Source organism: Rhizobium sp. WYCCWR 11146, assembly GCF_013591995.1.
Taxonomy (GTDB): domain Bacteria; phylum Pseudomonadota; class Alphaproteobacteria; order Rhizobiales; family Rhizobiaceae; genus Rhizobium; species Rhizobium indicum.
The window spans coordinates 302,250-325,072 of record NZ_JACCEY010000011.1 but is presented as its reverse complement, the minus strand read 5'-3'; the positions used below and the strand labels follow the sequence as shown (position 1 = coordinate 325,072).

Here is a 22,823-nt window from a genome sequence, read left to right as displayed (position 1 = left end):
CCTGCCGGGTTGCTCAGATTTCGTCGAATGCCGGCAACAGCCGGTCGCGCGAGTGTTCGATATGAATGCGCATTGCGTTCGCAGCCGCGCCCGGGTCGCGCGCCGCAAAGGCATCGAGCAGCGTCTGATGCTCGGCGAGCGCCTCCTCGGTGACGCGGCGATGGAACATCAGGCGGAAGATATGGAAATGCGTGTGCTGGAATGTCAGCATCTCGCGGATCAACTCGTTGCCGGCAAATTCCATGATCCGGTCGTGAAAGATGGCGTCCTGGCGCGCGAAGGCCGAATAGTTCGCTCGTTCGTCCCTGTTGTCGCTGCGTGTCATCACGCCTGCGGCCTCGGTGAGAATGGCGAGCTTTTCGTCGTTCATCGCCTCGGCTGCCTTCGCAGCGCCGGCAGGTTCCAACAGTAGACGCAGTTCATAGAGCTCGTCGAAGCGGTGGCGCGTGATCTGGGGCGCGGCACGATAGCCAACGAGATGCTGCTTGACGACAAGGCCTTCGCCTTCAAGCCGGCCGAGGGCTTCGCGGATCGGCGTATGGGAGACGTTGAACTCCTTGACCAGGTTGTCGACCGTGATGCGCGTCCCTGGCGCAATCTTCAACGACATGAGCTGGTTGAAAATTGCCTCGTAGACGTCGCCCGCCAGGCTGTTGGCGCGCGGTATCTGGGTTGTGCCCGTTGAGGGTTCCTTCGGTCTCGTTGAAATCATCTGCTGGCTTGCCTCTTGACAGGTTCAATCGCTAGCACGATGCTGCGGCCAAGACAATCCTATATCCTATACGATTTAATATAGGGAGGAAAAATCATGCGCGTATCCGAAGCGGCAGCGCTTGCGCTTGCCACCCGCCTGCTGGAAGAGCATGGCGCACCGCGTGACCATGCGGCCCTGCAGGCTCGCGTCCTGGTGACGGCGGAGATGAAGGGGCACCCTTCGCATGGCCTGTACCGGCTTCCGCGGCTGGTCGAACGGATCGAGCGCGGGGTCATTGACCCGCAGACGAAGGGCACCCAGCGCTGGCGCGCGGATGCGGTGCTGGAGGTGGAGGGGTCGTCGGGATTTGGCCCCGTCGTCGCCATGGCCGCGATCGAACGGCTGGCGCCTCACATTGCGGATCTTGGTATCGGCCTTGTCGCCGTGCGCAATGCCAACCATCTCGGAATGCTCGCGCATTATGTGGAGGCCATCGCTGCAATGGGTTTCGTCGGCATCGCGCTCTCGTCAAGCGAGGCGCTGGTCCATCCCTTCGGCGGCACCCGGGCCATGCTCGGCACCAACCCCATCGCCATCGCCGTGCCGACCGCCGAGGAACCGCTCGTGCTCGACCTGGCCACCAGCCTCGTGCCGATGGGCAGGATCCATCATCACGCGGCGACCGGCAGACCTATTCCCGAGGGATGGGCGCGCGATGCGGCCGGTAACCCGACGACCGATCCGGGGCGTGCGAAGACCGGCGCGATTGCGCCCTTCGGCGACGCGAAGGGCTACGGCCTCGGTATCGCTTTGGAGCTGCTGGTGGCAGCTCTTGCCGGCTCGGCGCTCGCGCCGGATGTGCGCGGCACGCTCGACAGCCAGTCGCCGTGCAACAAGGGCGACGTCTTCATTTTGATCGAGCCCAGTCTGGCGCCGGGACTGCCGGCGCGACTGTCGACCTATCTCGATGCCGTGCGCGCTTCACCACCCGCCAGCACTGGCGAACCGGTTCTCGTCCCGGGCGATCGTGCCCGCCGGCGGCGGGCGGCAGCAAGCCGCAACGGTTTCGAGATCGACCAGCGCCTCTGGGAAGACCTCAACGCGCTTTCGCGCCCTCGCATTCTGGCCTTCGAGGGACAAAGATCATGAGCCTGTTTGCCGCCTTGAGGCTGCCGCGGGAAATCCTGTTTGGCGTCGGCCAGCGCCATGCGCTCGCGAGCGTCGCCAGCAGAACCGGCCGGCGCGCACTCGTCTGCACGGATGCGCGTTTTGCCGCAACACCCGTCTTCGCGGAAATGATCGCCGCGCTTGAAGCAGCCGGCATTGTCGTCCTGGTGCATGACCAGACGCTGCCGGACGTGCCGCAAGATACGGTCGCGGTTTGCGTTGAAGCCGCGCGCGGCTTTGAGCCCGATATGGTGATCGGCATCGGTGGCGGCAGCTGCCTCGACATGGCCAAATGCGCCTCACTCCTGCTCGCCCATGGCGGCGCGCTCGCCGATTACTACGGTGAGTTCAAGGTGCCGGCACCCGTCCTGCCGGTCATCGCCGTGCCGACGACGGCAGGCACGGGCTCCGAGGTGACGCCGGTCGCGGTTGTTTCTGATCCTGACCGTATCCTGAAGGTTGGCATTTCCAGCCCATATCTCATCGCCGCAGCGGCGATCTGCGACCCGGAACTGACCTTATCCTGCCCGCCTGGGCTTACGGCGATTGCCGGTGCGGATGCGTTGACGCATGCCATCGAAGCCTTCACGGCCATGCGCCGCCCCGGCGATCCTGAACTCGCGCAGCAGCATGTCTTCATCGGCAAGAGCGATCTCTCTGACCAGTTCGCGCTGCATGCCATCCGGCTCCTCAGCCGGAGCCTGGAAAAGGCCTTCGTCGACGGCGCCGACATCGATGCGCGCGCCGATGTGATGATGGGCGCGCTCGCAGCCGGCTGCGCCTTCGGAACGGCAGGCACCGCTGCGGCCCATGCCGTGCAATATCCGGTTGGTGCCGTGACCCATACGCCGCATGGGCTCGGGGTTGCGACCATGCTTCCCTATGTGATGACATATAATCGCCGCGTCTCGAGCGCGGACATCGCCATTGTCGGTAGGGCGCTCGGCCTCGATCCCACCGGAGTGGAGGACGACGAGACGCTTGCCGATGCCGCGATCGGCGAGGTGAGCCGTCTCTTCGCCGCGATCGGCATCGCGCCGACGCTTGCCGGGCTCGGCCTGCCGGAAGACCGGATCGACTGGGCCGCAGAGCAGGCGCTCGGCATCGGCCGGTTGATCAAGAACAATCCACGCCCCTTCGATGCGGCCGCCATGCGCGGCCTGGTGCGCGCCGCTTATGACGGCGACCTGGCCGCTTCCGCCCTCTGACCTAGGAAAACCATCATGAACGTCAACCAGCATTCTCCGCATCCAGACCACGATCCCTTCGAGCTCAACGCGTTCTGCCGCGGCCTCTATATTGGCGGCGCCTGGCGGCCTGCGGCGGGCGCGGGTCGGATCGAGGTGATCGACCCCTCGACCGAGGCGGTCATTGCCGCCGTACCGGATGCGACCCTTGCGGATGCGGCGGCGGCCGTGGAGGCTGCCGCAGGCGCCGCGGAAAGCTGGCGCGAGACGCCGCCGAGAAAGCGGTCCGAGATCCTGCGCCGCTGCTTCGAACTCATAGTGGAGCGCTCCGAAACGCTTGCCAGGCTGATTTCGCTCGAGAACGGGAAGGCGTTGCGCGACGCGCGCGGCGAGGTGGCCTATGCGGCGGAGTTCTTTCGGTGGAACGCCGAGGAGGCGGTGCGCATCTCTGGTGAGTTCGGCCTTGCCCCGGCCGGTGGAAACCGCATCGTCGTCGATTACCAGCCTATCGGCATCTGCGTTCTCATCACTCCGTGGAATTTCCCGGCCGCGATGGCGACCCGCAAGATCGCTCCGGCCCTTGCCGCAGGCTGCACCGTCATCTTGAAGCCCGCGAGCGAGACGCCGCTGACGGCCTACGCGCTTGCGGCTCTCTACGAGGAGGCTGGCGTGCCGCCGGGCGTCGTGAACGTGATGACAACATCGACGCCAGGCCCCGTCATCGCCGCCATGCTGACCGACCCGCGCGTGCGAAAACTCTCCTTCACAGGCTCGACGGGCGTCGGCCGCACGCTTCTGGCGGAAGCGGCGAAAAGTGTCATCTCCTGTTCCATGGAACTCGGCGGCAACGCGCCGTTCATCGTTTTCGACGATGCGGACATTGACGCGGCGATCGAGGGGCTGATGGTCGCGAAAATGCGCAATGCGGGTGAGGCGTGCACGGCGGCAAACCGCATTTATGTCCAGTCCGGTATCCACGATGCCTTCGCTGAAAAATTTACTCGACGCATGGCCGCCCTCAGGGTCGGCCCGGGTGTGGATCTGAATACCGAGTGCGGTCCGATGATCACGCGCAAGGCGGTGGAGAAGATCGAGCGCCTCGTTGCGGACGCCATTTCGCGCGGCGCGCGCGCGCTCTGCGGCGGACGAACATTGGCAGGACGCGGCTTTTTTTATCCGCCGACGGTGCTCGTCGATGTTTCCTCGGCCTCCGACATGGGGTGCGAGGAGATTTTCGGTCCCGTCGCGCCGCTCTACCGTTTCGAGAGCGAGGCAGAGGCGATCGCTGCCGCCAACGATACGGAATATGGCCTCGCCGCCTACATCTATACCCGCGACATTGGCCGCGGCATGCGGGTCGCCTCCAAGGTCGAGGCCGGCATGATCGCCCTTAATCGTGGACTGGTCTCCGATCCCGCTGCCCCCTTTGGCGGTGTGAAACAGAGCGGCCTTGGACGTGAAGGAGGGCAGCATCACGGTATCGCGGAGTTCATGGAAGCCAAGTACATTGCGACAAGTTTCTGAGGGAGGAACCTGTGGCCGCCGATCCCTTCCGCATTCGTGACCATGTCGCAGATTTCGACGCGATCGTTGGCGATATCCGAGCTCGCAGCCTTGCAACGCGGCGCACTGTCGCCATGGAGGCCAACGTCGCCTACGGGACTGCGCCGGGCGAGACGCTTGATATCTTCCTGCCAAACAGCGCCGGCTCGGATATGCCGATCCACATGTTCATCCATGGCGGCTATTGGCGGATGTTTTCCAAGGAGGACTATTCCTGCGTCGCTGAAACGATCACCGGCGCCGGCGCGGTCGCAGCCATCGTCGACTATTCGTTGATGCCCATGGCGCGAATGGACGTCCTGGTTGGTCAGGTCCTGAAGGCCAAGGCTTTCCTGCTGGCGCATGCCGATCGTTTTGGCGCCACACCAAAGCGGTTCTCCGTCAGCGGCCACTCCGCCGGTGCACATCTTGCAACCTTTCTCTTCCATCGCTCGCAAGCGCCTTCGGGCGTGGTTGCTGCTTTCCTGCTTGGCGGGCTATACGATCTCGAACCCCTGCAGACGTCCTTCCTGCGTGACGAGATCGCCTTGTGCGACGAGGAGGTGCGACGGTTTACGCCCATGCGTCACGAGCACGATCCTGCAACACGTGTCGCTATCATGACCGGCGAACTGGAAACTGATCCGTTCAAAATCCAGGCAAATGCGTTCAAGGACATTCTTGCCGCCCAAGGGCTTGACGTGCAGGCATCGCAGGTCGCAGACGGCAATCACATGAGCACGGTGCGCGATCTCGCCGTCGCTGGCTCGCCTGTGGCGGCAGCATTGCGCGCCTTGATTGCCAATGATGCCGGTGAGGAGCCGAAGCGATCAACCTCCCCTTGACCGCCGGTTTTTAGTGATCGTGGCAATCGAAGCGCGATGCATCGGCTCCTATGGCCGGTACCAAGTCGTGCCGATCCGCGTCGTCGAACGTCGCACAAAGGCCGACCGTGCCCTAAAAATCGGCCACTTTGCCCCAGGCGGTTCCCCCGAAGCGGTCGGGATGGTAGGGCCTCGGATCAACGATCGGCTCATCACCTGTGACGATATCGGCGATCAGATGACCGGCGCCCGGCCCGATGCCGAAACCGTGGCCGCTGAAGCCGGCAGCAAGGATGAAACCCGGCAAGGTGGCGATCTCGCCGATCCCCGGCACGCCGTCGGGCGTGCTGTCGATATAGCCTGCCCAGGCCGCGCTGATGGCGGTCTTCTTCAAGTCGGGCAGAAGCTCGAGCGCCCGCGCATGCGTAAGGGCAATGGTGGCCTCGTCGACCGCCGGCTCGAGGATGCGCATGCGCTCCATCGGCGTCGGCCTGTCGAGCCGCCAGCGGGTGAGAGTTTCGTGACCGGAGCGAAAGCCCTCCCACCCGCCGGGTGCGAGACTGCGCCAGCGCCGGGCGAACATCGGCAGGAACTGCCGCGCGAAGCGGAACTGCTGTGGAGTGGGATCGACGCGGGCGCGGCCGCTGATCGCCAGCGTGTGGCCGCCATCGCGGCGTCGCGTCACCGAAACGGCTGATGTATGCAGCGCATCCGGCAGGCTGCTTGCCCCTGGAGATACGGAGAGGATCGAGGAGCGTATCGAGGCTTGCGGAAATCGAATACCGAGCTGGCGGCAAAAGGAGGAGGCCCAGGCGCCGCCGGCGAGGACCGCAATCTTTGTCCGGATCGTGCCATGCTCGGTGACGACGCCCGAGAGCCTGCCGCCTTCGACGTCGAGGCCGCGGGCCGCACAGGACTGATGCACCGTGCCGCCGAGTTTCAGGATCGCGCGCGCGACGGCTGGCGCAGCGCTCGCCGGATCGGCGGTGCCGTCGGTCGGCGAAAACACCCCGCCTTTCCATGAGGTGCCGGTGGCACGCCCGCGTTCGGTCGCCTCGGCGCTGCTCAGCATAAGTGTCGTGACGCCGACCGAGCGGGCGAAATCGCGCCAGCGTGCCCAGGCGGACAGTTCCTCTTCGCTATTGCTCAGATAGAAGAGGCCGCAACGACGGAACCCGGTGTCCTCCCCGGTCTCAGTGGCGAAGCGCTCCCACAGGTCGAGGCTCTTCGTCGACATCGGCAATTCGCGGGCGTCGCGGTTCTGCTGGCGGCACCAGCCCCAGTTGCGGCTCGATTGTTCGGCGCCGATCAGACCCTTCTCGACGAGGGCCACCTTCAATCCGCGCCGGGCGAGATAATAGGCCGTGAAAACGCCGACGATGCCGCCGCCGATAACCACGACATCAGCGGTGGAGGGCAGTTCCGGCGTGGTGTCGACGCGAGTGAGAGGTGCGGGCATGGGAGAGTCTCCGTTTTAACGGTAGTGTAGCGGATCCGACGCCACGGCTTTGCCGGAGATCGGTTGGCGGCAGCAGAAGATTCCGTGTTGGGAGGATACCAGCAGCCGTTTGTGCTTCGGCCTGTCTCGCAACGCGATCGACAGGCCAACGTCATGTGCTAAGGTTGGTGCCGGGAACAAGCAGCATAATCTGCTGCGTCATTGGCGATCTCCAGCAAGTGAGGGCGTATGAGATGAAACTCGACCGGATCGACGTAAAAATCCTTTACGAACTGCAGAAGAATGGCCGCGTCACGAATGTGGAACTCGCCGAACTGGTCAATCTGTCGCCGAGCCCCTGCCTGATGCGGGTAAAGAAGCTGCAGTCGGAGGGCTATATCGAAGGTTATTCGGCTCAGATCAACGTCAGCAAACTTGGGCAGACGCTGACTGTGTTCACCGAGATCACCCTGAAGAACCATCGGCAGATCGATTTCGCTCGCTTCCTGGCGGCGATCGAAAAAGTTGACCAGGTGATCGAATGCCATCTGGTTTCGGGCGGCTACGATTATCTGCTGAAATTCGTCACCGCCGGGATCGACGAATACCAGACGATCATGGAGCGCCTTACCGATATGGACGTCGGCATCGACAAGTATTTCAGCTTCGTCGTCCTGAAATCGCCGATCATCAAGGCCCACATGCCGCTAACCACCTTGTTTCCGCATTAGGGCTATTTCAGCAAAAGTGAGCAGTTTTTGCGTCACTCATCAGTCCTGCGCGGATACTGCTCTCTCTGTCGCAGGTTGTTCTCCCTATAACTCTAAGCTTCTACCGGTTGGAAGGACTTGCGACAAAATTTCGGCCTTACCTTCCAAAGCCATGTTCGCTGCCACTTGCTGGGCTCCTGCCGCGGAGTCGAGGCTTTCCAGCACGACCTGACCCGGTGGGCGCTTGATCTGGCAAACGCCCAACTCTGGTTTCGAGGAGGGCAGAGCAGTTTGCTGCCTAATTTCTTGAAGCAAATCCGACCCGAGAAATTTCGCGTTAGAATCGTCGCTCAGTGCCGGCAATAAGCCCGCACCAGTTCCGGATCCTGCTGGAGCCCGTCGAGCCAGGCCGGATCGAGCGTTGGCACCGATGAGAAGAGCAGTTGCGAATAGGGGTGTTGCGGCGCCTTCACCGTCAGGGATGTGATTTCCTCGACCTTCCGGCCTCCATACATCACGACGATCTCGTCGCAGATCGCCTCCACCACCGAGAGGTCGTGGCTGATGAAGATGTAGGAGAGGCCGAGTTCGCGTTGCAATTCCTTGAGCAGGTCGATGACCGCGGCGGCGACCACCGTGTCGAGCGCCGAGGTAATCTCGTCGCAGAGGATCAGCTTCGGATCGGCGGCGAGCGCCCGGGCGAAGTTGACACGTTGCTTCTGGCCGCCCGAGAGTTCGCCCGGCCGGCGATGGCGCAGGTTGCGGGGCAGGCGTACCATGTCGAGCAGTTGATCGATCCGGGCGTTCCGCGCCTTTCGATCCATGCGGTGGTAAAAGACCAGAGGCCTGTCGAGAATGTCCTCGACCGATTTTGCCGGGTTGAGTGCGGTATCGGCATATTGGAAGACGATCTGCATCTCGCGCAACTCATCACGCGAACGCTCGCGCGCGTTGCGATGCAGTTCCGTGCCGTCGAAGACGATCTTGCCGACCGCCGCCGGCAGGATGCCGGCGATTGTGCGGGCGAGCGTCGACTTGCCGCAACCGGATTCGCCGATAATGCCGAGATTGCGGCCTCTTTCCACCTTCAGGCTCACATGCTCGACCGCGCGAACGAGCGGCAGGCCGTCAGCCTGGCGCTGCCCATAGCCCGCGACAAGACCTTCGATGCTCAGCAGGGGAGCCGTCGCGGGTTCGGCGAGGCCAGTTGCGCCGCGCGGTTTCGGTTCGAAGGCTGCGAGCAGCTCCCTGGTATAGGGGTGCTTGGCATTGTTGAGGATTTCGTCGGTGGTGCCGGTTTCCTGCGTCTCTCCGCCTTTCAACACCACGATGCGGTCGGCGATCTGCGCGACGACGGCAAGGTCGTGCGAGACATAGACGCCAGCGATACCACCCTTCTTCATCACCGACTTGAAAGCCCGCAGGACTTCGATCTGGGTCGTCACGTCGAGCGCCGTCGTCGGCTCGTCGAAGATGACGAGGGTCGGGTCGCCGATCAGCGCCATGGCGGCCGCCAGACGTTGCAGCTGGCCGCCGGAAACCTGGTGCGGATAACGGCTGCCGATCGTCTCGGGTTCCGGCAGGGACAGCGCCCGGAAGAGCTCGACTGCCCGGGCACGCGCATCGTCCGGCGACATCAGCTGGTGAATACGCGTGACTTCGATCACCTGGTCCATGATCGATTTGGCCGGGTTGAACGCGGCAGCCGCCGATTGCGGGACATAGGCGACTTCGGTGCCGCGCACCTTGGCGCGCTGCTTCTCGCTGAGCGTGACCATGTCCTTGCCGCCGACCGAAACGCTGCCGCCGGAGATACGACAGCCCGCACGGGTATGGCCCATGAGGGTCAGGGCGATGGTTGTCTTGCCCGAGCCGCTCTCGCCGATCAGCGCGACGATTTCGCCCTCGGCAACATCGAGGCTGACACCCTTGATGATCTCGACGCGACGGCCGGAATCGGTGGTGGCTTCGACCTTCAGATCACGGATTTCGATGAAATTGCTCATGACACACTCCGGTCGCGGATTTTCTGCGGCAGGTTGTCGATCAGCAGGTTGACGCTGATCGTCAGGCTGGCGATGGCAAGCGAGGGGAACATCACCGCCGGCGCACCGAATGGCAGGCCGCCGATGTTCTCGCGCACGAGCGCACCCCAATCGGCATAGGGCGGCTGGACGCCAAGGCCGAGGAAGGAAAGTCCGGAGAGCAGCAGAACGATGAAGACGAAGCGGATGCCGAGATCGGCAAGCACCGGCCCGACGATGTTGGGCAGGATTTCCGAGCGAATGAGATAGAGGGTGCTTTCGCCGCGGATGCGCGCAACCGTGATGAAATCCATCGCATTGATGTTGACGGCGAGCGCCCGGGCGAAGCGGTAGGCGCCGGGGATGTAGATGACAGACAGCGTCATGATCAGCACCGGGACCGAGGAGCCGACGGCAGCGACGACCACCAGGCCGAACAGTTTGCTCGGGATGGAGTTGAGCGCGTCGAGAAAGCGGCTGAGGATCGTGTCCAGCCAGCCGCCGGCGACCGCTGCGATCATGCCGAGCACGACGCCGCTGAAGCAGGCGATCGTGACCGCCGCCAGCGAGATACCGACCGTGTAGCGTGCGCCCATCAGAATCCGCGAGAGCATGTCGCGGCCGAGATAATCGGAGCCGAACCAGAGTTCCCGGCTCATCGGGCCGAAATAGTCGAGATCGATAATCTCGCCGACGGGGTAGGGGATGACCCATGGCGCGAAAATCGCGACGAGCGCCCATAAGAGGATGACAGTGAAGCCAATCGCGCCGACGATGTTGAAGCGATAGCCAAACCGGGTTCCGGACAGCCGGCCGGAGGTGGTTTCGGAACTGGTCATGGTCATCGTAGCCTCGGATTGGAAAGGATGGCGATGATATCGGCGATGGTGATCAGGAGCAGGTAGCCCAGGCAGAAGATCATCGCACAGCTCTGGATCAGCGGTAGGTCGCGGGTGGCGACGGCATCCAGCATCAGTTTGGCGATACCGGGATAGTTGAAAATGGTCTCGACGATGATGACGCCTCCGAGCAGATAGGACAGCGAAAGCGCAACGGCATTGACGATCGGGCCGAGCGCATTCGGCAGTGCATGACGAAAAACGATGCGCGGCCGGGAAGCGCCCTTGAGCAATGCCATCTCGACATAGGGTGTGTTGAGCGTCTCGATGACAGCCGCGCGCGTCATGCGGATCATCTGGGCCGAGACGACGAAGGTGAGGGTGATCACCGGCATGGCATAGACGCGCAACAGGTCGGTCAGACTGTGGACTTCATTGGCGAAAGACAGCGCCGGCAGCCATTTCAGATAGACGGCGAAGATGAGCGCTGCGGAGGTCGCGACCATGAACTCGGGCACGGAGATGACGCCGATGGTGATTACCGTGACGATCCGGTCGTAAAGGGTGCCGCGCAGCATCGCCGCAGTGATCCCGAGCGTCAGCGCGATCGGTACGGAGAAAAGCGCGGTGACGCCGGCAAGTTTCAGCGTGTTGACGAAGCGGCCGGCGATGAGAGCGGCGATCGGCATGTCGTTGGCATAGGACGTGCCGAGGTTGCCTTGCAGCAGCCCGACTAACCAGCGCAGGAAACGAAAGAGCGCCGGCTCGTCGAGATGCATGGCCTTGCGCAGGCCTTCGACGGCTTCCGGGGTGGCGGCTTGGCCGAGCAGGATCGTCGCCGTATCTCCAGGCAACAGTGTTGTCGCGAAGAAGACGGCGAAGGAGACGATCACCAGGGTGATCACGGCGACGAACAATCTGCTCAGTACAAGGGATAAGACCTGGCGGTTCACTGGCGTCTTCCCTTTGCGTTCGAGTTAAGTTCCATCAATGCAGATGGAGGAACTGGGGCGCGGCTGCAGCCCCAGTCTGCTTTGCTGTATCAGGCTTCAAGCCAGACATATTCCGCGAAAGCGTATCCCATCTGGCCGCCGAGCGGGTTGGCTTCCAGGCCCTTGAGCTTGGCGGTCGTGGCATCGACGTTCGAGATATAGGCCGGAATGATTGTACCAGCTTCCTGGGCGACCATGCCCTGCATCTCGTTGTAGATCGTCTTGCGCTTGTCTTGATCGAGAGAGCCGCGCGCCTCGATCAGCATCTTGTCGAACTTCTCCGACTTGTAGTGGCTTTCGTTCCACGGAGCGTCCGAGGTGTAGAGCAGGGAGAAGAGGATATCGGGGGTCGGCCGCGGGTTGATATTGCCGAAGTGGATCGGCGCCTTGAGCCAGTAATTGTCCCAATAACCATCAGATGGCACTCGCTGCACATCGAGCTTCATGCCGATTTCGGCGCCGGCCGCCTGGATGATCATGGCCATGTCGATCGACGAGCTCGCCGCATCGGAAGCGATGATCGGGATGGATTGGCCAAGCACGCCGGCCTTGTCGAAGTGGAACTTCGCCTTCTCAGGATCAAAGGCTCGCGCTTTCAGCTCTGCGTCATGATAGAAGTTCGCCGGCGAAACGGGTTGATCGTTGCCGACTTCACCGAGACCGCGCAGCGCCGATTTGACGATCTGTTCGCGGTTGACGAGATACTTCATGCCCTCGATGAAGTCCCGCTTGTTGCCGGGCTCCATATCCAGTCGCATGTTGAGATTGGTATAGTTGCCGGACGTGGTCTTCGACAAGGTGAAGCCGTCGCCCTGGGCCTCGACGAGGCGCATAGAGCGCGGATTGATCGTGGCTGCGAGATGGATGTCGCCCGCAAGCAGTGCGTTTACACGGGCATTGTCGTCGCTGATCGCGAAATATTCGAAGGAATCGACATTCGGGCCGGATTTCCAGTAATTCTTGTTCTTGATCCCGACGGACCGGACGCCCGGCTCGAAGACTTCCTTGACGAAAGCGCCGGTGCCGTTGGCCTTGGTGAAATCGGTCGTGCCGTCGGCGACGATCATGAAATGATGCATCGACAGAATGGTCGGCAGGTCGGCATTCGGGCTGGCGAGTGTGATCTCGACGGTCTGTTTGTCGACCGCCTTGAAGCCGGTCATCTGGGCGGCGATCTTGGCGACCTTCGAGCCGACGGATGGGTCGAGATGGCGCTTCAGCGAGAAAACCACGTCATCGGCGGTCAGCGGCTTGCCGTCATGGAAAGTAACGCCGTTCTTCAGCTTGACCGTCCAGGTCTTCGCATCCTTGGACTCGATCGCTTCGGCAAGCTCCATCTGCGGCGTGCCTGATTTGTCGAGGAAGGTGAGGCGGTTATAGAAGGAGCAGCACCGGACATAGTCGGTGGAGAGCGACGCCTTGGCGGGGTCGAGCGTATCGGCCGTCGAGGACGACCAGCCGGCCGCCTTGAGCGAGCCGCCGGAAACGGGCGTAGCGGCGAGCGCCTTGCCGGCGCGGCCAAGCACGAGCCCGCCAGCTGATATGGCCACGCCGCCCGCAAGCATCATATGCAGCAACTCGCGACGAGTGGCGCCACGACGGATGGCGCTTTCGACTATGGCGTCGTCGGATCTGGTCCAATTGGTGATCTTGTCGTTCATCTCATTCCCCTTTTCTTGTGTGGCGGGCTGCCCGTTGCGGGCAGGCCCGATCTGCTTCAAAGTCAGGCGCGCGCGGCGGCCACGGCATCGGCAAGGCCGGCCATGGAGGTGAAATGGTAATCGGGTTTGGTGAACTCGGCCGGTTCGATCGTGCCGCCGTAACCCTTCTCAGCATGGCGCCGCTCGATCCAGCAATTGGTCAGCCCGAGTTTCCTGGAAATCCCGATGTCGTGGTACTGGCTCTGGGCGACATGCAGGATGTCGTCCTTCGAATGTCCTTCCGAGGCAACGTAGGCGAATACCTTCTCGAAGAAGGCGGGATCGGGTTTCTCGGTCCCGGTATCATCCGCGGTGAAGGCGGCATAAAAGGGATTGCCGAGCTCTTTCTCGAAGAAATCGAATGCCCAGCGGCGGGCATTGGTCATTGCAACAAGGCGGTAATCCTTCGCAAGACTTGCCAGCGCTGCGGCGCTGTCTGCAAAACCGTTCCAGCTCTTCGCCGAGTCCCGTAGCCGCTCGCCATATTTTTGGTCAGTGGGCAGGCCGAGCTTCGGCGCGATCGCCAGGTAGACGCGCACGAGGTCGTCCGGAAAGAGATCGGCATCCTTGGAGTAGCGGGCTGCGCGGTAGAGGCTAAGCGCTTGCTCGCCGTCGACTGTGCTTCCTACCTCGGCCGCGATCTCGGCGAAGCAGGTCTTGAGGCCGCCCTCGAAGTCGATAAGCGTGCCGACGACGTCGAAGGTCATGTATTTGAATTCCGAAAGGCTCTTGCTCACGTGAATTCCCCAGTGTTCGGCTCCGATGGGAGCTCGGCTTCTCGAAGAAGAAAATTCTGTTCCGCTGGCGGGGTCATTGTCCCGCTCTTGTATGGGAAGGCCCGCATCTGCCGGGATCCAGGCCTTTCGTTGACTTCAGTTTGTCACCTGCACTGCGCCGGATTCGCCGAATAGACGCCATGAGGCGGCACAAAATACCGAATCTGACGGTTTCCCGATATTCTCAGACCTGCAGCGCCCGACGCACATCTGGGTCCTCCAGCGTCTCGTCCAGCGTGATGCGGGTGCGCTCGACGATCGCGTCTATCTCCGTTTCGGTGCAGCAGAGCGGCGGAGCATAGCCAAGCACACCATTGCCGAAGGCGCGGATGACGAGGCCGTTCTCCCAGGCGCGATCGAAGATGCGGCGGGCGGGTTCGGCGGATGCCGGCAACGGCGTCTTGTTGACCTTATCGACCACGAGCTCGACGGCAGCGAGCATGCCGCGGCCGCGGACATCGCCGACGAGCGGATGATCCCTCAGCGATTCCAGGCCATGCATCAGCCGCGCACCGGCTCTGACGCCGTTTTCGAGAAGACCGTTTTCATAAAGCTTCAGGACTTCCAGGCCGACCGCGGCGCTAACGGGATGGGCCGAATAGGTATAGCCATGGCCGACGGCAGCAGCACCCGCGCCCTCGGCAATCGTTTGATAGACGTGATCGGCCATCAAGACGGCGCCCATGGGGACGTAACCCGAGGTGAGGCCCTTGGCGGTCGTCATGAAGTCGGGCACGACCTCATCCTCGCTGCAGGCAAAAAGCGGGCCGGTGCGGCCAAAGCCGGTGATCACCTCGTCTGCCACGAAAAGGATGTCCTGCGCGCGGCAGAATTCGCGCATGGCTTTCATCCAGCCTTTCGGCGGCACCAGAACACCGCCCGAGCCCTGGATCGGCTCGACGTAGAAGGCGGCGACGCGTTCCGGCCCGATCGTCTCGACCTTGCTTTTAAGCGCCGCAAGCGAGGCTTCGATGATCGCCTGCGGATTGTCGCCCACCGGGTTGCGATAGGCATAGTGAGACGGAATTTTATGCTGCCAATCGAAGGGAACGCCGAAGCCGGCATGGAAGGCAGGCAGCGCGGTCAGGCCCGCGCCGACTGTCGAGGAGCCGTGATAGCCCTGTTCGACCGAGATGAACTGATCGCGCTCAGGCTGTCCTCGGGCATTCCAGTAGTAGCGGATGAAGCGGACCGTGCTGTCCACCGCGTCGGAGCCACCGAGGGTGAAATAGACATGGTTGAGGTCGCCTGGCGCGCGGTCGGCGAGTTCGCCGGCAAGCCGGATCGCGGGCTCGGAGCCGAGGCCGAAATAGGCCGTCGCATAGGGAAGCTCGCGCATCTGCCGAGCCGCTGCCTCGACGATGCTCTCGTGGCCGTAACCGGCATTGACGCACCAGAGGCCGGCGAAGCCGTCGATCAGCTGCTTGCCGGAGGCGTCGGTGACTGTCGCGCCCTTGGCCGAGGCCAGCACGCGCACGCCGAGCTTTTCGTGGCCGCGATAGGAGGCGACCGGATGGATGAGGTGGGCGCGATCGAGTTCGATGAGAGAATTGCTGTACATGGAGATCTCCGGATCAGCCGAGTGCCTGGCTGGCGAGGGCAAAGGTGGTGACGGCCGGGTCGGCGGCGTGATGGACGAGGGGCTTTTTCATCGTGATTCCGCCGCCGACATGGGCGAGCCCGTGTTCGGCGAGCCATGGCGAAAGCCCGGTCTCGGCCGTGGTGTCGACCCTGAGGAACCGTCCGGGCCGTCTGGCGATGAAATGTTCGATGAGTTTTCGGGCCTCGCCGACGTCGGCGGCCACCACGGGCCCGATCACTTCGCCGCGGCCGAAGGGGCGCAGGCAAGCGAAGCCCGAAACGTGGCCGTCTCGGCGAAGGACGGCGAATGCGCCGATCCCGGCCAAATAAGAGAGCAGCCCTTCGCGGTCGGCGCCGAAGGCAAGGCGGTCGAGTGCCGCGATAGCAGGGAGGTCGGCGTCGGTGGCGGCTTGCGTTTCCGCCGGCGCGGCGATGTCTCCGGCAAGGCCCTGATGTTGCGCCACGGTTCCCGTCTCGTGGAAGCCAAGCTTCTGGTAGAGCGGCAGGCCTGCCGTCGTCGCCACCAGCCTCAGCGGCCGGTCTCCGGCGGCCAGCAATGCGGCGTCCATTAGCTTGCGGCCGAGACCCCTGCCGCGCATTGTCTCGTCGACGATGACCATATTGATGGTCGCACAATCGCCCTTGTACGGCGTGACGAGTACTGTGCCGACGACCCTGCCATCCTCGACCGCAACCATCCCTTCGCTCAAAGCGAGCGCAAGCTGCCAATCTTCCGTCCGATGCGGCCAGCCCGCCTGCCGGGAGAGCGCGACGGCGGCTTCCAGATGGTCGGGGCCGAACGGGACGATTTCGATCTGACTTGCTTGCATGGGGGCGTCCTTCATGTCGTGCCCGCCAGTCTGCCGGAGCGCCGGCGGGCAGATCGTCTGAAGGCCATGGTTCAAGCAGTATCTTATGGCTTTGCCATCATCGGCCGCCGCATCTTATGCTAGAAGCGATCGATATCCATCCTACCCAGGTCCTGTCAGTGCATCATCGCCAGCGCTGCCGTAAAGAAATCTTCGCCTCCGAAGTTTCCTGATTTCAACGCCAGAAGCATGTCGCCCTGCGCATTGCCGACCGTGCGCAGCACCGGCACGCCGGGCGCAATCTCGGGGCCGATCAGAAATGCCGGAATAGCGAGCCTGTCGACTGCCGCGCCCGAGGTTTCGCCGCCGGCGACCACAAGGCGCCGCACGCCTCTCTCCACCAGTTCGGCTGTAATGATCGACGTCGCGGTCTCGATCGCATGGCCGGAGGCCTCTCGTCCATAGATCGATTGCAGCCGGGACACGGTTTCAGGCGAAGCACTCGCGGCGACCACGACGGGGCCGGCGGAGATGCGGTCTCCGGCCCAGGAAATTGCCGCGGCGATCTCATCGGGACCGGCAAGCAGCCGCTCCGGGTCGAGCCGCAGGACGGGCATCGATCGTTCGGCGATGTCGAGTTGATGGAGTGTCGCCTTGGAACAACTGCCGGCAACGATCGCTGAAAGCCCGCCCACCGGGCGAATGGCGTCCGCCGTCGTTGCGCCGCCGGAGGATATCCGGCCGGAGCGGACGAGCGCACGGGCAAGGCCGAGGCCGAGGCCGGACGCACCGGTGGACACCGGCGTCTCGAGAGCGACCTCGCCGAGCGTTTCAAGATCCCGTTCGAAAATCGCATCGGCGATAACAGCAGTGACGCCTGCGGTGCGAAAGGCATCGAGCCTCATTTTGACGGCGCCGGGTCCGGCCGCGATGGTCGTCAGATCGATTAGTCCGACAGTGTTGCGCGATTGTCGGGTGAGCACCCGAACGAGATTTGCGTCATGCATCGGATTGAGGGGGTGGTCCTTGAGCGGGCTTTCGTTCAGCGGCTGTCCGCCAACGAACAGATGGCCAAGATAGACGGTGCGTCCCGTTTCCGGAAAGGCGGGCGTTACCAGTACGATGCCGCCGCCGGCAGCATCGCTCAAGGCCTCGGTGACCGGACCGATATTGCCGGCATCGGTGGAATCGAAGGTCGAGCAGATCTTGTAAAGCACATGGCCGGCGCCCCGCTGACGCAGCCATCGCTCGGCGCTCGCCGCCGCCGCCACGGCGTCCGAGGCCGGGACGGAGCGGATCTTCAGAGAAACGACCACAGCGTCGACATCCGGTAGTGCCAGCGACGGGTCGGGGATGCCGACCGTCTGCACCGTGCGCAGACCGTTCTTCGTCAGCGTGTTGGCGAGGTCGGAGGCGCCCGTATAGTCGTCGGCGATTGATCCGAGCAAAATAGCCATCGTCTAGCTCCGTACAAAAGGTTTGAACCAGCCAAGACCGTCCAGTGTGTGGCCGCGCGGGATGTATTCGCAGCCGACGAAACCGTCGTAACCAAGGCGATCGATTTCGCCGAACAGATAGGGATAGTTCAGCTCCTCCCCATCCGGCTCGTTGCGGGACGGCACGCTGGCGATCTGGATATGGCCGGCAATCGGCAGCAGGCGTCGCAACGCCATGGTGACGTCGCCATGGATGATCTGGCGGTGATAGATGTCGAACTGGAGCTTCAGGTTCGGCAGACCGCATTCGGCGATCAGCCGCTCGGCGGCGCCGAAGTCGTTGAGGAAATATCCAGGCATGTTTCGGCCGTTGATCGGCTCGAGCAGGAGATCGATGCCCTTTTCCGCAAGCCGCCCGGCAGCATAGGTGACGGAGCGCCGATAAGAGGAGGCGGCGTCTTCGTCATGAAGGTCGGCGATGCCTGCCATCAAGTGCAACCGTCTGACGCCCGTTGCCGCCGCATAGTCCAGTGCCCGCTCGACATCCGCTTTCAGCGCATCGAACCGTCCGGGAAGAGCGGCGATGCCACGTTCGCCTGCTACCCAGTCGCCCGGCGGCAGGTTGAACAAGGCCTGCTGCAGATTGTTGCGGGCAAGCCGTTCGGCGATTGCCTCGGGCGTGGCTTCATAGGGAAAGAGGTATTCGACGGCGGCAAAGCCGGCATCGGCTGCGGCGTCGAAGCGGTCGAGGAACGCCCATTCGTTGAACATCATCGTCAGGTTGGCGGCGAAAACCGGCATGTCTAGCGTTCCTTCTACAGGCTCTGCGGCTCTTTGGTGGAGCTGGGCAATTCAGCGCCGGAAAGCCTGGCATAGAGCCGCGCGAGCGAGGAATCGTCATCACGGCCCATGCCGGCCCCGGAGGCGGCCAGATACATCTGCAAGGCCGCTGCCGCGAGCGGCACCGGGTAGCGCTCGGAACGGGCCATGTCTTGGACAATACCGAGATCCTTGACGAAAATCTCGATGCTGCTGAGCGGAGTATAGTCTCCGGCCAGCACATGCGGCACGCGGTTTTCGAACATCCAGGAATTGCCGGCCGAAGCCGTGATCACCTCATAGACCTTGTCGAGGTCGAGGCCCTGCTTGGCGGCAAAGGTTATGGCCTCACAGGCAGCCGCGATATGCACGCCCGCGAGAAGCTGGTTGATCATCTTGAAGGCAGCACCTTTTCCGGCCTCGTCGCCGAGTTCGTAGACCTTGGCGGCCATGGCGTCGAGACCCGGGCGCGCCGTATCGAAGGCCTGTCTGGAGCCGGATGCCATGATCGTCAGTTCGCCACGCGCCGCCTTGGCCGCGCCGCCCGAAATCGGCGCGTCGAGATAATGCAGGCCGAGAGCCTCCACCCGCCCGGCCAGATCGCGCGCGACGGCGGGATCCATGGTGGCCGACGAGACGAAGACGGCGCCGGGCTTCATCGCATTTGCGACGCCTTGAGGCCCGAACAGCACGGCCTCGGTCTGCGCGCCGTTGACGACCACGGAGACGACGATGTCGGCATCCTTTGCCGCAGCGGCTGGGGTCGCCGCGCCACGTCCGCCCTCGGCGACGAAGCGGTCCACTGCCGCCGGCGTGATGTCATATCCAACGACATCGAGACCTGCGCGCTTCATCGACTGGGCCATTCCAAGCCCCATGGAACCAAGACCGATGACGGCCGCGATAATGTCGGGACCTGAGTTTTCAGCAAGCGGTGACATGAGGAGCTTCTCCAGTCTTGTGAGGAAAGGTCTGCGCCCCTCCGGGTATTATCCCGGAGGAGCTGTAGCTCAGCGATTGACGCTTTTCGCAGGAACCGTCAACACGGCCAGCGAACCAATGATTAACGCAGCCGCCAGCAGATACATGCCGGCGCTGTTGGTGCCGGTGAAGTCTTTGAGATAGCCTACCAGAAACGGCCCGAGAAACCCGGCGAGATTACCGACCGAGTTGATCCAGGCAATGCCGGCCGCAGCGCCCGTGCCGGCGAGAAAAGCCGTCGGAAGCGACCAGAACAGCGGCGCGCAACTGATGGCGCCGGCGGCAGCCAGCGAGAGGCAGACAATCGAGACCGTCGTGCTCGTCGCCATCGTCGCCGCGACGAAACCACCGGCGGCGATGAAGGCCGGGACGACGAGGTGCCAGCGGCGTTCGCGCAGCCTGTCGGCGGAACGTCCGAGCGCCAGCATCACGACGAATGTGCAGATATAGGGGATCGCGGAAATCAGGCCGATATTGAGGTTTCCGTTGACGCCCGAGGCCTTGACGATGGTCGGCATCCAGAAATTCAGGCCATATTGCCCGAGCACGAAGCAGAAATAGATCAGGCACATCAGCCAGACGCGGCGGTCGGTCAGCGTTGCGCCGATGCTGTGCGGGCTTGCTGTCTTGGCCCGGTTCTCCGCCTCGATATTGGCCGTCAGCACGCGTTTTTCCTCATCGCTCAGCCATTTCGCGCCCTGGATCGTATCATCAAGGTAGAAGAACGTCGCAACGCCGAAAAGAATAGCCGGAATGGCTTCGATCAGGAACATCCACTGCCAGCCGGAAAGTCCGTGCGTGCCGTGGAAACTGTCCATCAGGAGACCCGAAAGCGGATTGCCGAAAATGGCGGATATCGGGATCGCCGACATGAAGGTGGTGATGATCCTGGCGCGGCGATGGGCTGGATACCAAGTGGTCAGATAAAGAATGATGCCGGGAAAAAATCCGGCTTCGGCAACGCCCAGCAGGAAACGCAGGATATAGAAGACGGTTTCCGACGAGGTGAACATGAAGGCGGCGGAAATGATGCCCCAGGTGACCATGATGCGGGCGATCCACACCCGCGCGCCAACCTTGTTCATGATGATGTTGCTCGGCACTTCAAACAGAAAATAGCCGATGAAGAAAATGCCTGCGCCGATGCCATAGGCGGCTTCCGAGAGGCCGAGTTCGCTCGACATCTGCAGCTTGGCGAAGCCGACATTGACGCGGTCGAGATAGGCGACCACGTAGCACAGCATCAAAAAGGGTACGATGCGCCAGAATACCTTGCCATAGGCACGGTCTTCGAGCGTCTGGGCGGGATGTGCGCCAACAACTGGCGCCTGCGTCTGCAGCGTCATGATTTTCTCCTCCGATTGTTGCCGCCGTCTCCTTGAGATCCTACCGCGGCACGCCATGCCGTTTTTTGGCAGCGCTGCCATTATCATTAATCCATTTTGGCAGCGCTGCCAACGGCAAATTGGTAGCGCTGCCAAAAAAACCTTGCTTCTTGGCGGGAGCGGTGAAAAATGGGGGCAGAGCGGTGGTCATCGGGCGGGCAGGCCGGGCAACCACCTCAACAGTCGGGTTCAAACGTAACGATGGAATTCAAACATCAGGCGACGGTGACGCTTGCCGAGGTCGCAGAAGCGGCCGGTGTTGGCGAGAGCACGGTGTCGCGCGTACTGCGCAACCACGGTTCGTTTTCCGGCAAGACGCGCGAGCGGGTGATGGCCGCCGTCGAGCGGCTGGGCTATGTGCCGAACCGGATTGCGGGAACGCTGGCCTCCACCGGTTCGCGTCTTGTGGCCTTCGTCATTCCCTCGCTGTCCAACATCGTCTTTCCCGATGTGCTGCGCGGCGCCAGTGCCGTTCTGGAGGAGAACCGGTATCAGGCGGTCTTCTCCGTGACCGACTATGATCCGGGCAAGGAGGAAGCGCTCGCCGCCGCGATGCTTGCCTGGCGGCCGGCGGCGGTCATGCTGGCGGGATGCGAGCATACCGAGGGCACGGTGAAGATGCTGCGCGCCAGCGGGTGCCGGGTCGTCGAACTGCTCGATCTGGACGGCGATGCTCTCGATATCGCGGTCGGTTTCTCGAACCGCGCGGCCGGGCGGGAGAGCGCTGCATTCCTGCTGAAGCGGGGCTATCGCCGGATCGGCTATGTCGGCCACGACCTGAACCGCGATACCCGTGCCGGCAAGCGGTTTTCCAGCTTTTGCGAAACGCTCGCTGCGCATGACGCCCCCCTCGTCGCCCGCGAGATTCTCCCAGGCGCTTCGTCCGTGGAAAATGGCAGGCTGGGGCTGGAGCTGCTGCTTGCCCGGACGACCGATCTCGATGCGGTTTATTTCTCCAATGACGACATGGCGCTGGGCGGCTATTTTCACTGTCTGGCTAAGGGAATCGCGATCCCCTCGAAGCTCGCCATTTTCGGCTATAACGGCCTCGATATCGGCCGGGCAACACCGCAGCCGTTGTCGACCATCCGAACGCCGCGCGTCGCGACCGGGGAGATCGCCGCGCAACTGGTCGTCACCAATGCGCCGCCACAGGCCGTCGATCTCGGCTTTGAATTGATCGAAGGGGCAACCGCCTAATATTGGAGGAACTGTCATGTCCGACGCGCGCCTGCGTGAGGAAATCTGCCGATACGGCCGCTCGCTGTTCGAACGCGGGCTGACGCCCGGTTCGTCGGGCAACATATCGCTGCGGCTGGAGGACGGCGGCTGGCTGGTCACGCCGACCAACGCCTCGCTCGGTTTCCTCGACCCGGCACGGATCTCCAGGCTCGATGCCGAAGGCCGGCTCCTGTCCGGCGACAAGCCGACCAAGGAGATCCCGCTGCACACTGCCCTCTATGATACGCGCGGCAGCGCCCGCGCCATCGTCCATCTTCATTCCACCCACGCGGTGGCACTGACCATGCTGCCGGAGATCGATCCGCGCGCCGCCCTGCCGCCGATGACGCCATATTATCTGATGCGCGCCGGCGAAACCGCGCTGGTGCCCTATTATCGTCCCGGCGATCCGGCGGTGGTCGACGCGATCCGCGGACTGGCGGGCAAATATTCGTCAGTGCTTCTGGCCAATCACGGACCTGTTGTTGCCGGCGACAGCCTGGAGGCGGCGGTCTTTGCGACCGAGGAACTGGAGGAAACGGCGAAGCTCTATCTGCTGTTGCGCAACCTCAATCCCCGTTTCCTCAGCCCGGCGCAGGTGGCCGATCTCGTCAACACCTTCGGCCTCGACCTCCCGTCGCATCACGATCATGATCACGACGGCGATTGAATGAGTCACTCCGCCGCCCGTTGACCGC

General features: G+C 62.9%; 20 protein-coding genes. 7 read left to right on the top strand and 13 right to left on the bottom strand.

Features of this window, described 5'->3' with window-relative positions:
- Positions 1–13: 13 nt before the first annotated feature.
- Positions 14–712, bottom strand: coding sequence for a GntR family transcriptional regulator (locus tag HX899_RS08045; RefSeq protein ID WP_011649359.1), 699 nt, complete (start codon positions 710–712; stop codon positions 14–16).
- A gap of 96 nt (positions 713–808) precedes the next feature.
- Between HX899_RS08045 and HX899_RS08040 the strand changes: the two genes are divergently transcribed.
- The 4 genes from HX899_RS08040 to HX899_RS08025 are packed head-to-tail and all read left to right on the top strand — an operon-like array spanning position 809 to position 5,435.
- Positions 809–1,843 carry an Ldh family oxidoreductase gene (locus HX899_RS08040; RefSeq protein ID WP_181292153.1) on the top strand — a complete coding sequence of 345 codons (1,035 nt, stop codon included), beginning with the start codon at positions 809–811 and terminating at the stop codon, positions 1,841–1,843.
- Positions 1,840–3,069: an iron-containing alcohol dehydrogenase gene (locus HX899_RS08035; protein WP_171600547.1), complete on the top strand. Its 1,230-nt coding sequence runs from the start codon at positions 1,840–1,842 to the stop codon at positions 3,067–3,069. The genes HX899_RS08040 and HX899_RS08035 overlap by 4 nt, the downstream gene beginning before the upstream one ends.
- Before the next feature lie 15 nt (positions 3,070–3,084).
- Entirely contained in the window at positions 3,085–4,572 is a 1,488-nt protein-coding gene (locus HX899_RS08030; RefSeq protein ID WP_181292151.1) for an NAD-dependent succinate-semialdehyde dehydrogenase, read from the top strand.
- A gap of 11 nt (positions 4,573–4,583) precedes the next feature.
- Entirely contained in the window at positions 4,584–5,435 is an 852-nt protein-coding gene (locus HX899_RS08025) for an alpha/beta hydrolase (RefSeq protein ID WP_181292149.1), read from the top strand.
- A 112-nt stretch (positions 5,436–5,547) separates the two neighbouring features.
- Here the strand turns inward: HX899_RS08025 and HX899_RS08020 are convergent, their stop codons facing one another.
- Positions 5,548–6,873, bottom strand: coding sequence for an FAD-binding oxidoreductase (locus tag HX899_RS08020; protein ID WP_181292147.1), 1,326 nt, complete (start codon positions 6,871–6,873; stop codon positions 5,548–5,550).
- 233 nt (positions 6,874–7,106) lie between these two features.
- On the opposite strand from HX899_RS08020, the gene HX899_RS08015 reads away from it, so the two are divergent.
- Positions 7,107–7,583 (top strand): Lrp/AsnC family transcriptional regulator, encoded by a 477-nt coding sequence (locus tag HX899_RS08015; RefSeq protein ID WP_003549758.1) that lies wholly within the window; start codon positions 7,107–7,109, stop codon positions 7,581–7,583.
- A 329-nt stretch (positions 7,584–7,912) separates the two neighbouring features.
- On the opposite strand, the gene HX899_RS08010 is transcribed toward HX899_RS08015, so the two are convergent.
- From HX899_RS08010 to HX899_RS07960, 11 genes are all read right to left on the bottom strand, one after another.
- Positions 7,913–9,568 carry an ABC transporter ATP-binding protein gene (locus HX899_RS08010; protein ID WP_171600544.1) on the bottom strand — a complete coding sequence of 552 codons (1,656 nt, stop codon included), beginning with the start codon at positions 9,566–9,568 and terminating at the stop codon, positions 7,913–7,915.
- Entirely contained in the window at positions 9,565–10,431 is an 867-nt protein-coding gene (locus HX899_RS08005) for an ABC transporter permease (RefSeq protein WP_164026049.1), read from the bottom strand. The genes HX899_RS08010 and HX899_RS08005 overlap by 4 nt, the downstream gene beginning before the upstream one ends.
- The gene (locus HX899_RS08000) at positions 10,428–11,378 is read right to left on the bottom strand and encodes an ABC transporter permease (protein WP_180196623.1); all 951 of its coding nucleotides are present in this window, start codon (positions 11,376–11,378) and stop codon (positions 10,428–10,430) included. The genes HX899_RS08005 and HX899_RS08000 overlap by 4 nt, the downstream gene beginning before the upstream one ends.
- Before the next feature lie 89 nt (positions 11,379–11,467).
- A complete protein-coding gene (locus HX899_RS07995; RefSeq protein WP_181292145.1) occupies positions 11,468–13,078 on the bottom strand; it encodes an ABC transporter substrate-binding protein in 1,611 nt (536 codons plus the stop codon).
- 62 nt (positions 13,079–13,140) lie between these two features.
- The gene (locus HX899_RS07990) at positions 13,141–13,854 is read right to left on the bottom strand and encodes an HAD-IA family hydrolase (RefSeq protein ID WP_181292144.1); all 714 of its coding nucleotides are present in this window, start codon (positions 13,852–13,854) and stop codon (positions 13,141–13,143) included.
- A gap of 223 nt (positions 13,855–14,077) precedes the next feature.
- Positions 14,078–15,454 (bottom strand): aspartate aminotransferase family protein, encoded by a 1,377-nt coding sequence (locus tag HX899_RS07985; RefSeq protein ID WP_181292142.1) that lies wholly within the window; start codon positions 15,452–15,454, stop codon positions 14,078–14,080.
- A gap of 13 nt (positions 15,455–15,467) precedes the next feature.
- On the bottom strand, positions 15,468–16,304 hold the full coding sequence (locus HX899_RS07980) for a GNAT family N-acetyltransferase (RefSeq protein ID WP_138388679.1): 837 nt from the start codon (positions 16,302–16,304) through the stop codon (positions 15,468–15,470).
- Positions 16,305–16,459: 155 nt separating this feature from the next.
- A complete protein-coding gene (gene otnK / locus HX899_RS07975) occupies positions 16,460–17,740 on the bottom strand; it encodes a 3-oxo-tetronate kinase (RefSeq protein ID WP_181292140.1) in 1,281 nt (426 codons plus the stop codon).
- Between the two features lie 3 nt (positions 17,741–17,743).
- Positions 17,744–18,520, bottom strand: coding sequence for a 2-oxo-tetronate isomerase (otnI, locus tag HX899_RS07970; protein ID WP_138388681.1), 777 nt, complete (start codon positions 18,518–18,520; stop codon positions 17,744–17,746).
- Positions 18,521–18,534: 14 nt separating this feature from the next.
- On the bottom strand, positions 18,535–19,479 hold the full coding sequence (gene ltnD / locus HX899_RS07965; RefSeq protein WP_181292138.1) for an L-threonate dehydrogenase: 945 nt from the start codon (positions 19,477–19,479) through the stop codon (positions 18,535–18,537).
- A gap of 69 nt (positions 19,480–19,548) precedes the next feature.
- Positions 19,549–20,865, bottom strand: a complete 1,317-nt coding sequence (locus HX899_RS07960; protein WP_181292136.1) for an MFS transporter — start codon at positions 20,863–20,865, stop codon at positions 19,549–19,551.
- 240 nt (positions 20,866–21,105) lie between these two features.
- On the opposite strand from HX899_RS07960, the gene HX899_RS07955 reads away from it, so the two are divergent.
- The gene (locus HX899_RS07955) at positions 21,106–22,104 is read left to right on the top strand and encodes a LacI family DNA-binding transcriptional regulator (RefSeq protein WP_181292134.1); all 999 of its coding nucleotides are present in this window, start codon (positions 21,106–21,108) and stop codon (positions 22,102–22,104) included.
- Positions 22,105–22,120: 16 nt separating this feature from the next.
- Entirely contained in the window at positions 22,121–22,795 is a 675-nt protein-coding gene (locus HX899_RS07950) for an aldolase (RefSeq protein WP_138332536.1), read from the top strand.
- Positions 22,796–22,823 lie beyond the last annotated feature (28 nt).